This window comes from Anabaena sp. EIM26 (assembly GCF_057568715.1).
On the sequence record NZ_CM172472.1, the window covers coordinates 819,215 to 831,732 of the forward strand.

Genomic DNA, 12,518 nt, shown 5'->3' on the forward strand with positions numbered 1-12,518 from the left:
CTAAGAAGCCACAGCAGTAGAACGAGTGCGTCTTCTTCTACCGTCAGCAACCTTCACCGCTGGTTCTTCAGGAATTTGCATCAACAAAGTCAGAGTTGGTTGACATTGCAACTCTCTACGAATAGAACGCTGCAATTCTTTTTCTAAAGTTCCTTGCAAACCGCCCCAATCTATATCATTTGCTTCGCTTCCCGTCACAAATTCTGGCCAGCGGACGCGGAGAATTTCTTCAATACGTTGTTGTACCCATTTTAGCAAGAGCGATCGCTCAATACTTGTCACCACACCCTGCATATGAATTTCTGGTTTAGCCAACAGTTTACCAGTCCAATCAATAGCAGCAGCAATAGTTACAAGTCCCTCAGAAGCCATGCGTTGACGTTCTTCCAACACCTTAGAACTAACCATTCCCGAACTAGTCGTATCCACTAATTCAATTCCCGATGGCACTTTACCTGCCACACGGATAGATTCTTCTGTCAGTTCTATTACATCCCCATTCTCAATAATAATCATATTTTCAGAGGGGATGCCCATACTTTGAGCCGTTTCTGCGTGTTTCACCAACATCCTATGTTCACCGTGGAAAGGCACAAAGAACTTAGGACGAGTTAAAGCAATCATCAGCTTTTGTTCTTCTTGGCAACCGTGTCCAGAAACGTGAATACCTTTATCCCGTCCATAGACTACTTTTGCCCCCTGAATCATCAATTTGTCGATGGTGTTAACCACCGCAATTGTGTTGCCGGGAATCGGGTTAGCTGAGAAAACTACCGTATCTCCTTCCCTGATTTTGATGTGGGGGTGTTCTTTATTAGCAATCCTGGTCATGGCTGCCATTGTTTCACCCTGAGAACCAGTCGTCAGAACCAGCACATTTTCATCTGGCATACCACGAACAGTGTGCAAGGGTTGGAAGAGATTATCTTCACACTTGATATAACCTAAGTTTCGGGCATGGGCAATCAAATTCAGCATCGAACGCCCCACAACGGTGACTACACGGTTGTGTTTCCTAGCCAGTTGCAAAATCATGTTGATGCGATGCACGCTGGAAGCAAAGGTGGTGACAAATAAGCGCCCAGTGGCTTGAGAAAATACCCGGTCAAGATTGGGAAAAACAGAACGTTCCGATGGTGTAAATCCTGGTACTTCGGCATTAGTAGAATCACTTAATAAGCAAAGTACGCCTTTTTCGCCATGTTCTGCTAAACGTTGCAGGTCAAACTTCTCACCATCAACAGGGGTGTGGTCGATTTTAAAGTCACCTGTATGGATGACTATGCCGATTGGCGTGTGAATAGCAACAGTAAAACTATCAGCGATAGAGTGGGTGTTGCGGATATATTCAACAAAAAAGGATTCACCGATGCGGACGACATCGCGGGGGAGAACTGTTCTTAATTCTGTGCGATCGCGTACTCCCGCTTCTTCCAATTTACCCTCTAGCATTGCCATTGCTAGTCTAGGGCCATAAATCACTGGGATATCAAATTGCTTGAGGTGAAAAGCGATACCACCGATATGGTCTTCATGACCGTGGGTAACAATCATACCTTTGATTTTGTGGCGATTTTCCCGCAGGTAAGTTGTATCAGGCAAGACAATATTAACACCGTGCATCCCCCGTGTGGGAAAAGCTAACCCTGCATCTAAGAGAATGATTTCATCTTGGTACTCAAAAACACAAGTATTTTTACCAATTTCGTGCAAGCCACCCAAAGGAATAATTTTTAGGGCGTATTCAGCTTCGTTTTTAACCATTTTCTCCTTGAGATTGTGTTTGTTGTTTATCAGTTGATAGTTAGCACTTTTGTATGAAAGACAACATTCAATGTCTATTCAGATCTGTGTAAAAGCAGCCAATTTTTAGTTTCAGATATCCAATTTTTTACTTGAATAAATAAAAGGGAATTTACACTGTTCGTACAGCGTCTCCTATAGAAGGATTCTTATATCACTCAGTTTTAGCACAGATGTTTAAATTGCAAATTGGTAGCAATTATTGCCAATTATTTATAGATATCTCTGGCAACTAGCATTTGGCTAGTTTCCAACTTATTGGCGCTTAGATTAAACTAAGTTTGTTTAACACCACCTCTAACTTTTGATAGATTTCTGCGTCAGCTTCCCATAGGGGTAGACGAACCGAACCAACTTCCCACCCTTGCAGTTTCAGCGCGTGCTTAACAGGAATGGGATTTGTAGTTAAAAATAAAGCTTTAAACAACGGGAATAGTTGTAGATGAATCTCTGTAGCAATTTGAATTTTCCCCATATTAAAGGACTCAATCATCTGTTGTAGTTGATTACCTACAATATGTGAAGCTACACTGACAACTCCTTTTGCTCCTATTGCTAATAAGGGCAATGTCAAAGAATCATCTCCAGCGTAAATCTGAAATTCTTTTGGTGTCAAGCGGCGAATTTCACTAGCCTGGTCTAAGTTCCCGCTGGCTTCTTTAATTCCTACTATATTTTCAATTTCCGCCAAGCGAACTACTGTTTCTGGACTCAGATTTTGACCAGTACGTCCGGGAACGTTATATAACAACATTGGTAGGTCAGGACAGGCTTGTGCTATTGCCTGAAAGTGTTGATATAAGCCTGCTTGAGGCGGTTTGTTGTAATAAGGAACAACTTGTAAGGAACCATGCACTCCTATTTTAGCGGCTTTTTGGGTTGCTGCGATCGCTTCGCTGGTGGAATTAGAACCACAGCCGGCAATTACTTTGGCTTTCCCTGATACAGTCTGCAACACCTCCACAAACAACTGGTACTCTTCGTCCCAAGTCAAGGTAGGGGATTCACCTGTTGTTCCACATACTACTAATGTATCTGTACCGTTGTTAACTAGATGTGCTGCTAATTTTGAGGCGACATCGTAGTTGACGCTGCCGTCTGCTTTAAACGGCGTAATCATAGCAGTTAAAATTTTGCCGAAATCTCCCACCCTGTTTTCACTCCTAATTTGTCAGTTGTCAATTGTTCAGTTGTCAGTTGTTGATTACCAATGACTAATGACCAATGACTACATTTAAGCGTAAGCTGTTGCCGATTTTAGGAGATTTTTTTCTACTAATAACTCGGCAATTTGCACTGCATTAAGTGCTGCGCCTTTACGGATTTGGTCGCCACATAGCCAGAGTTCCAAGCCACAAGGGTGAGAAATATCTTGACGAATTCTACCTACTAAAACTTCATCTTGACCACTGGCTTCCATAGGCATGGGAAAATAATTTGCTTGCCAATCTTCTACCAGTTTTACACCCGGAGCATGACTTAAAATTTCCCTGGCCTCATCTGGATTAAAGGGTGTTTCAAACTCTAGGTTAATGGCTTCCGAATGGGCGCGAAGTACGGGAACCCGTACACAGGTGGCAGTAATTCTGATTTCTTGACTACCAAAGATTTTGCGGGTTTCGTTGACCATTTTCATCTCTTCCTCACAATATCCTAAATCGGTCATTGGGGAATTGTGGGGAAATAAATTAAATGCCAATGGATAAGGCAGCACTTCGGCTACTGGTAGCTGTCCTTGTAATATAGCACTGGTTTGGGTTTTGACTTCTGCCATTGCTTTGGCACCAGCACCGCTGGCAGATTGGTAGGTAGCTGCCACAATCCTTTTAACTGGTTTAATTTTGTGCAGTGGCCATACTGCCAATGCCATTAAAATTGTTGTGCAGTTGGGATTGGCGATAATGCCTCTATGGTTAACGACGGCTTGGGGATTTACCTCTGGTACTATCAAGGGAACTTCGGGGTTCATTCTAAAAGCGCTAGAGTTATCTATGACGACTGCGCCTTTAGCTACTGCTATCCCAGCCCAGGTTTTGGATGTTCCCCCTCCGGCACTAGCCAGTACTATATCTATATTTTCAAAAGAGCGATCGCTCACTGGCTCAATGAGAATATTTTCTCCTTTAAACTTGAGCGTCTTCCCCACACTTCTTTCTGATGCCAATAATTTTAAATCGGCAATGGGAAAATCTCGATTTTCTAATAATTCCAGCAACTCTGTGCCTACAGCACCAGTCGCACCCAAAATAGCTACACGATAGGATTTAGACAAACTTGATTCCTCCTTTAAGAGGTTACTAGAAATTTTCTTGTAAAACTTACAAAAAAAAGGGAACAGATAAGAAACTAAAGTTTCAGAGTTTAAAGCTCATTCAAGAAAATATGTTTTTTTGAAGGAGAGTGGCACGAAAAAAAGTATCATTATTTCAATTTCATATTTTTAAACACGAGTTTTTTCTGTTAAGAGTTTCCTCTGAATGTCAATACTTCGCAATAACGATGTTCAGAAATTAAATAAAACTTGATACTTCAATTTAATATATTTTGCTGATTTGTGTTACATATGATATGTTAAAATTTTTTTATTGTTTTTAACCTAATTCAATTTTTTATATATTTTAAAACTTTTAAAACTTTTTTAGCGTGACAATAAATTACTATCTCTATGAATAATGTTCATGAATTCTAATTGAACAATCATACACTATTCTATAACAACCTGTTGAAAATGAATAGATTGAAATTTGTACGTAAATTAAAATTTGCCCATGCCCTACCGTAAATTTAGGTTGCTAAAAATATACTATAATCCAGATGGTTGCAATTCAGTACTGCAAACGAGCTACATACCATAATATGTTAGCGCTCTGTCACACAAGGTTTGACAAAATCAATGCGACAAACAGTTAGCAGTAAAGCTACCATTGTTGAAAGGATATCACAGTGTGAGCAATCTGAGTACCATTTTCTATCCAATATCTAATTTTTGAGCAAAAAACGCCAACAGCAGACAATTAAGCAGGATTTTGAGGACTAAGCGCCGTATAAATGCTCAGTGCTTATAAATCGGAATCTAGAAATGCTATCAGTAAAGAAATTGCAGTAAAGTGTTAAGTCCTTTGCTATTGGCAGTAAACTGGATATCTGCTGAAGGGCAAAATTTCCCACCCAGGATTTGATTATGCCTACAAGACATAAAATAAATCCCCGCAGTGAGACATCAAGTTAATAACGCGAGCGATACGCTTCTTGTGTGTACTCGGAGATGAAAATACAAAAAAACAGAGACAAAGCATGAAAGTTACCCAGGAAAAACTTGATAAAAGCCAAATTGGACTGGAAATAGAGATTACGCCAGAAATTACCAAACAAAAATACGAACAAGTCATTAGAAACTTAAGTGGTACTGTAAACATTCCTGGGTTTCGCAAAGGAAAAGTACCCCGGCAAATATTACTACAGCGTCTAGGCGTAACTCGCATCAAAGCAGCAGCCCTAGAAGAACTGATTCCAGATGGGATAGAGGAAGCAGTCAAACAAGAAGCCATCTCAGCAATTGGTCAGCCGCGATTGCTCTCAACTTTTGACGATTTGATTAAGAGTTATGAACCTGGGCAACCTCTGACTATTTCTGCTGCTGTTGATGTAGAACCAGAAATCAATCTGGCTCAATACACTGGGTTGGCAGCCAAAGCCGAAGAAATAAAGTATGATCCTACACGGGTAGATGATGTTCTCAACAAAGAACGCCAAGAAATGGCAACCTTGATTCCCGTAGAAGGACGAGCAGCCCAAATTGGTGATATTGCGGTAGTTGATTTTAAAGGTGTGATTACCAAAGCTGAAGACGAATCAGCAGAACCGACACCAATTCCTGGAGGGGAAGCAACTGATTTTCAAGTCGAGTTACAAGAAGATAAGTTTATCCCCGGCTTTGTTTCCGGTATGGTGGGCATGAACCCCGGAGAAACTAGAGAGATTCCGGCTCAGTTTCCAGACCCTTATGCTAATGAAGATTTAGCTGGTAAGCCTGCAATTTTCACGGTAACGCTTAAAGAAATTAAGGAAAAAGAGTTACCGGAATTAAATGACGACTTTGCTCAAGAAGTGAGTGAATTTGAGACTTTGGAACAATTGCGGGCATCTTTAGAAGAACGTTATCAAACAGAAGCTCAAAATCAAACCAAAGTAAATCAACAAGAAGCTTTGTTAGCAGAATTGCTCAAGCACGTAGAAGTTGACTTACCGGCAACCTTGATTGAGCAAGAAATTGATGCCATGTTGACACAGACAGCCATGAAACTGTCACAGCAAGGGCTAGATGTGAAAAAGCTGTTTACCCAAGATATCATTCCCCAATTACGGGAGCGATCGCAGCCAGAGGCAATTGAGCGTCTCAAACGTTCCTTGTCCATACAAGAAATCGGTAAACGCGAATCCATCAAAGTTACAGCCGAAGAAGTTGCAGCTAGAGTCAAAGAAATATTAGAACAGTACGCTGACGAAGACGTAGACCAAAACAGACTGCAATCAGTCGTCGAAAACGAACTGCTCACCGAAAAAATTCTTGATTGGCTTGTAGCCAATTCATCTGTAGAACTAGTACCCCAAGGTTCTTTGAGTCCTACAGAAGAACCAGAAGCTCAAAGTACTGAAGTAGTCACAGACGAAGCAACAGCCAGTCCTGAGTAGAGGAAGAAGGTGACAGGTGACAGGTGACAGGAAGAAGAAGCAGGGAACAGGGGAAATTTATTTAAACCTAATCTCCAGTCCTCAATCCCCAGTCCCCAGTCCCCAGTCACCAGTCCCCTGACTTCAACGATAAGAATCTATATAAGGCATAATGGTTAAGACATAGCACAAATAAAAATTCAATTCCTGAAAAATCAGCCATAACGGCTGAAACTCTGTCCCATTTATTGTTAAATATTCTTGTATGCTTGTATCGCAGTCGGGAAATTACCCAATCAGTAGCTTGAGTCCTATCGGCATTAGCTGTAATTACGGCAGCCCTAACAACATCGTCCCGATGGTGGTAGAACAATCCGGTATGGGAGAAAGGGCATTTGACATCTACTCCCGCCTACTGCGAGAGCGGATTATTTTTTTGGGAACACCAATAGATGATGTCGTTGCTAACTCCATAGTTGCCCAATTGCTGTTTCTAGATGCCGAAGACTCAGAAAAAGATATTCAACTTTACATTAATTCCCCTGGTGGTTCCGTCTACGCAGGGATGGCTATCTATGATACAATACAACAGATACGTCCTGATGTAGTTACTATCTGTTTTGGTCTCGCTGCCAGTATGGGGGCATTTTTGTTAACATCTGGGGCTGCGGGCAAACGTATGTCTCTACCTGACTCCAGGATTATGATTCACCAACCCCTTGGTGGCGCTCAAGGACAAGCTATTGATATTGAAATTCAAGCCAGAGAAATTCTTTACATTAAGGGTAACTTGAATCAATTAATGGCCAAACATACTGGTCAACCCTTGGAGAGGATCGAAGCAGACACGGAACGCGACTTTTTCATGTCAGCAGAAGAGGCCAAGAACTACGGTTTGATCGATCAGGTTATTTCTAGACAAAATCTTCCCACAGCAGGGGAAAACGTCACCATTCTGAAATAAGAGGCTTGGTATGTCTAAGTACGACTCCCATTTAAAATGTTCGTTTTGTGGCAAGTCTCAGGAGCAGGTGCGTAAACTAATCGCAGGGCCGGGAGTCTACATCTGCGATGAATGCGTTGACTTGTGTAATGAAATCCTAGATGAGGAGTTACTTGATACAAATGCTGCTGCGGCATCCCAACCAGCACCACGGTCAGAACCACCTCAAAAACGCCGTACCCGTTCTTCCAATCTCTCATTTAACCAAATTCCTAAACCGAGAGAGATTAAAAACTATTTAGACGAACACGTCATTGGTCAAGATGAAGCCAAAAAAGTATTGTCAGTCGCTGTTTACAATCACTACAAGCGGTTGGCCATTGTTCAGTCTAAAGGTAATGGCAAAGGTGGGGCAGATGATGCAGTAGAACTACAAAAGTCCAATATTTTATTAATGGGCCCGACTGGTTGCGGCAAAACTCTGTTAGCACAAACTCTAGCCAAAATTCTGGATGTACCCTTTGCTGTTGCTGATGCCACAACTCTGACAGAAGCAGGGTATGTAGGGGAAGATGTAGAAAACATCTTGCTGCGACTTTTACAAGTAGCAGATTTGGATGTAGAAGAAGCACAGCGAGGCATTATCTACATCGACGAAATTGACAAAATCGCCCGCAAAAGTGAAAATACCTCGATTACGAGGGATGTTTCTGGGGAAGGTGTACAGCAAGCTTTGCTGAAAATGTTGGAAGGTACAACCGCCAACGTTCCCCCCCAAGGCGGACGCAAGCACCCCTATCAAGATTGTATCCAAATTGATACTAGTAACATCCTATTTATCTGTGGTGGTGCTTTTGTCGGTTTGGAAAAAGTTGTAGATCAGAGAGTGGGTAAAAAGTCAATTGGTTTTGTCCAACCGGGAGAAGGGCTATCTAAAGAAAAACGGGCAGCAGATACACTGCGTCATCTTCAACCAGATGACTTGGTAAAATTTGGGATGATTCCTGAATTTATCGGACGGATGCCAATGATAGCAGTGGTAGATCCCCTGGATGAAGAGGCGCTAATGGCGATTCTTACCCAACCACGCAGCGCCTTGGTGAAGCAGTACCAAAAACTGTTGAATATGGATAACGTCCAGTTAGATTTTAAAGCAGAAGCCTTAAAAGCGATCGCTCAAGAAGCCTATCGGCGCAAAACCGGGGCGCGGGCGCTGCGGGGCATTGTGGAAGAATTGATGCTGGATGTAATGTATGAGTTACCATCTCGTAAAGATGTGACTCGCTGCACAGTAACACGGGAAATGGTTGAGAAACGTTCTACCGCTGAACTGTTAGTACATCCATCTTCCTTACCAAAACCAGAATCAGCATAGCATAATTACTGAGTGCTGAGTACCGAGTACCGAGTAAAGTTAAAAGCGAAGGTGGGGAGTGCGTTATTAAACACTCCTCATCTGAAATATCCATTAAGAATTAATAATTAAGAATTAAGAATTATTTTAAAATGCCTTATATCAATGTTCGTGGGGTTGAGCATTACTACGAGTGGATAAAATCATCATCTGGTTCAGAAGTGAAGCCAGTGATGGTTTTTATTCATGGTTGGGCTGGTTCGTCTAGGTATTGGCGAAGCACTGCTGAGGCTTTATTAGACAAATTTGACTGTTTACTCTACGATATGCGCGGTTTTGGGCGTTCTCATGGTAAACCAACTATTGTCCAAACTGCTGAGTCTGTAGTTGAATCGCAGTCAACCCAGGAAAAAACAGAGGCAATTCAAGAGTTAACTTATGAATTAGAGGATTATGCTGAAGATTTGGCAGCTTTTTTAGACGGGTTGCATCTCCAGCGTGTCTATATTAATGCTCATTCAATGGGTGCTTCAATTGCCACTTTATTTTTTAACCGCTACCCCCAAAGAGTGGAAAAAGGGATTTTAACTTGTAGCGGGATTTTTGAATATGATGAAAAAGCTTTTACATCCTTTTATAAATTTGGTGGACTAGTAGTTAAATTTCGTCCCAAGTGGTTAGGAAAAATACCCTTGGCTGACAAGATGTTTATGGCAAGATTTTTGCATAGTCCTATCCCCAAATCTGAGAGGAAAGCTTTTTTACAAGATTTTATAGATGCTGATTATGATGCAGCTTTGGGGACAATTTTCACGTCTGTTAGCAAGAAACAAGCAGACTTTATGCCCCAGGAATTTAGCAAATTAACAGTACCAACGCTACTGGTAGCAGGAGAATATGACATCATTATTCCGGCAGAAATGGGTAAAAAAGCCGCACAATTGAGTGAGAATGTTGAATTTGCGTTGATTCCGAATACCGCTCATTTTCCGATGCTGGAAGATCCAGAAACCTACTTAGTAAAGATACAAGAATTTTTAAAACTTCAAAAGTTGCCTTAATATAGATAATTTGCCTTTGTAGGGGGCATATCGTAATTTTACATCTATCCAAAAAGGATTTTGTAAGATACTTTTGTAATGGGAAAAAGTGTCGAAACTAAATTTACCGTGATAACTGCCAATACCGCTATTACCCACACCACCGAATGGTAAAGATGGAACAGTAAAATGAATTACTGTATCGTTGAAACAAACTGCACCGGAAGAAGTTGCTTGTAAAACTTGCTTTTGCAGAAATTCATTTTGAGAAAATAAATATAAAGCTAAGGGTTTTGGTTGAGAATTAACCCAGTTAATAGCTTCTTCAATATCTGTGTATTCAATTATAGGCAGGATAGGCCCAAAAATTTCTTCCTGCATAATAGAATCTGTCAATGAGACATTTTGTATTAATGTTGGTGCGATATAAAATTCATTTGCTTTAGTTTCTCCACCAACGATAATCTCAGCATTTTTTAGGAAATTAACTAATCTATCAAAGTGCTTTTGATTGATAATTCTGGCATAATCTTGACTTTTATCTGGACTATCACCATAAAATTCTTTTAAGCATTTTTCGAGATTAATTAATAATTTATCTTTGATTTTTTTATTAACTAACAGATAATCAGTGGCAATACAAGTTTGTCCAGCATTCATAAATTTACCCCAAATAATGCGTCTAGCAGTATGTTCAAAATGAATATCAGTATCTACAATACAGGGATTTTTACCACCCAATTCTAGAGTTACAGGTGTAAGATGTTTAGCAGCAGCAGCCATGACAATTTTGCCTATATGAGGGCTACCTGTGAAAAATATATGATCAAACTTTTCTGCTAATAATTGTTGGCTTGTTTCTACACCTCCTGCAATTACAGAAATATAGTCTGAATCAAAATATTTAGGAATAATTTCAGCTAAAACATGGGAGGTATGAGTGGAAATTTCTGAAGGTTTGAGAACTGCACAATTTCCGGCAGCTATGGCACCTATTAAAGGAACAATCACTAATTCAAAAGGATAGTTCCAAGCACCAATAATTAAAACTACTCCCAAAGGTTCTGGTATAATTTGGGCTGAAGCGGGTAATAATTGCCAAGGAATTGCTGCTTTCTTGGGTTTAGCCCAATTTCTCAGATTTTTAATTGCTAATTCAATTTCTTTTAAAGCTAAGATGATTTCGGAAGTAACAGCTTCAAGTTCTGGTTTTTGTAAATCTGCTTGTAATGCTTGAATAATTACGAGTTCATTATCAATAATTAATTGTTTGAGAGTTTTTAGTTGTTGCAGTCGGAAATTAATTTCTTTGGATTTACCTGTAGAAAAGTAAATACGTTGTTGGCGAATATTTTCACTAATTGATAATTCAGTAATCATTTTGTTGATGATAAAATTAAATAGCTATAACAAGCTGAAAATAAATGTATTTTTGTAATATTACATTTTTTTCGCTACCTCTGCGGTTCGGTTTCTGTATTTAATGAACTGGCAAATGGATACTAAAAATGCTACCGTTACCCAACTCAGATTTGACATGAATAGTCCCTTCATGTGCTTCCACAATCCGACGCGCTAGGTAAAGTCCTAAGCCGCTACCAGACCGATTATGATTACCTTGACGAAATCTTTCAAATAAGCTTGGTTGGTCTTCAGGGGGGATACCAGACCCTGTATCTGCAATTTCAATAACATTTTGTTCTAACTGATGTTGATTATTAAGACGGATTGTAATTGAACCTGAATCTGTAAATTTGATGGCATTACCTATCAAGTTTGTGAATAGACGATGTAATTCTAATCGATCACCCAGGACTGTTTTTGGAGTTGAATCATTAGAGAATTCCAGATTGATAGCCAGTGATTTTTCTTCAGCTAGGGGGGCTAATTCTGCTGATACATCTTGGAGTAATTGTTTGATATTTACAGGTTGAAAAGTTAGGGTTTTGCGTCCTGCTTCAAAGCGGTAAACTTCTAATAAGGTATTCACCATAGTTAGTAAGTTAATGTTACTCCGCGCCATGATGACTACTACTTCTTGTATTTGGGGTGATAATTGTCCCAAAGCACCTTGCTGTAATAGCATCAACATTCGATCTGCGGCTACTAAAGGAGTGCGTAAGTCATGGGTGAGACGGGAAACGAAATCTTGACGCTGACGGGCAATTTCATCACGTTCATCTATACTATGTTTGAGTCGGAGAAGCGATCGCACTCTGGCCAATAATTCATCCACACTGACCGGTTTACGGATAAAGTCATCAGCACCCAAATCTAAGCCTTCCGCAACGCTGGGAGAATCGTGGGCAGTAATTAATAGTATGGGGATATATTGTAGGAAATTTATCTCACTACGAATGCATCTGGTGACTTCATAGCCATCCATTTCTGGCATCATTAAATCTAATAATACCAAGTCAGATGGAGATGCTTCCAGTTTTGCGAGTGCTGAAGCACCACTTTCGGCAGTGCTAACTGTATAACCTTCTGCCTCTAAGATAGTTTTGACGAGAAAGATGTTATCGGGGGAATCGTCTACAACTAGTATTTTGCCGGTGCGGGGAGATTTTGAACTCATAGACTTTAAGCGGTAGAGGGAAACAGTTAGCTTTTCTTAGGTTAGCTTACCCTGGTAAAAATCCATAAAGTATACGCTTGAGCAGTAGAGCTTTTGTAGGAGTGTAGTATCCCTTCAGTATCTTACACA

General features: G+C 40.4%; 9 protein-coding genes. 4 read left to right on the forward strand and 5 right to left on the reverse strand.

Features of this window, described 5'->3' with window-relative positions; translation table 11 throughout:
- From AC012T_RS03480 to AC012T_RS03490, 3 genes are all read right to left on the reverse strand, one after another.
- Complete coding sequence (locus tag AC012T_RS03480; RefSeq protein WP_487063128.1) at nucleotides 1–1,764, reverse strand: ribonuclease J; 1,764 nt, start codon at nucleotides 1,762–1,764, stop codon at nucleotides 1–3.
- Between the two features lie 304 nt (nucleotides 1,765–2,068).
- A complete protein-coding gene (gene dapA, locus AC012T_RS03485; RefSeq protein WP_487063130.1) occupies nucleotides 2,069–2,953 on the reverse strand; it encodes a 4-hydroxy-tetrahydrodipicolinate synthase in 885 nt (294 codons plus the stop codon).
- A gap of 84 nt (nucleotides 2,954–3,037) precedes the next feature.
- Complete coding sequence (locus AC012T_RS03490; protein ID WP_487063132.1) at nucleotides 3,038–4,075, reverse strand: aspartate-semialdehyde dehydrogenase; 1,038 nt, start codon at nucleotides 4,073–4,075, stop codon at nucleotides 3,038–3,040.
- 1,022 nt (nucleotides 4,076–5,097) lie between these two features.
- On the opposite strand from AC012T_RS03490, the gene tig reads away from it, so the two are divergent.
- The 4 genes from tig to AC012T_RS03510 all read left to right on the forward strand — a co-directional run bounded on the left by tig (nucleotide 5,098) and on the right by AC012T_RS03510 (nucleotide 9,832).
- The gene (gene tig / locus AC012T_RS03495) at nucleotides 5,098–6,495 is read left to right on the forward strand and encodes a trigger factor (RefSeq protein WP_487063134.1); all 1,398 of its coding nucleotides are present in this window, start codon (nucleotides 5,098–5,100) and stop codon (nucleotides 6,493–6,495) included.
- Nucleotides 6,496–6,739: 244 nt separating this feature from the next.
- Nucleotides 6,740–7,438, forward strand: a complete 699-nt coding sequence (clpP, locus tag AC012T_RS03500) for an ATP-dependent Clp endopeptidase proteolytic subunit ClpP (RefSeq protein ID WP_487063135.1) — start codon at nucleotides 6,740–6,742, stop codon at nucleotides 7,436–7,438.
- A 10-nt stretch (nucleotides 7,439–7,448) separates the two neighbouring features.
- Nucleotides 7,449–8,792 carry an ATP-dependent protease ATP-binding subunit ClpX gene (gene clpX / locus AC012T_RS03505; RefSeq protein ID WP_015217495.1) on the forward strand — a complete coding sequence of 448 codons (1,344 nt, stop codon included), beginning with the start codon at nucleotides 7,449–7,451 and terminating at the stop codon, nucleotides 8,790–8,792.
- Between the two features lie 131 nt (nucleotides 8,793–8,923).
- On the forward strand, nucleotides 8,924–9,832 hold the full coding sequence (locus tag AC012T_RS03510) for an alpha/beta fold hydrolase (protein WP_487063137.1): 909 nt from the start codon (nucleotides 8,924–8,926) through the stop codon (nucleotides 9,830–9,832).
- Here AC012T_RS03510 and AC012T_RS03515 read toward each other — a convergent pair.
- Nucleotides 9,809–11,191, reverse strand: a complete 1,383-nt coding sequence (locus tag AC012T_RS03515) for an aldehyde dehydrogenase (protein WP_487063139.1) — start codon at nucleotides 11,189–11,191, stop codon at nucleotides 9,809–9,811. The genes AC012T_RS03510 and AC012T_RS03515 overlap by 24 nt on opposite strands.
- 100 nt (nucleotides 11,192–11,291) lie before the next feature.
- Nucleotides 11,292–12,389, reverse strand: coding sequence for a sensor histidine kinase (locus AC012T_RS03520; protein WP_487063141.1), 1,098 nt, complete (start codon nucleotides 12,387–12,389; stop codon nucleotides 11,292–11,294).
- Nucleotides 12,390–12,518: the final 129 nt, after the last annotated feature.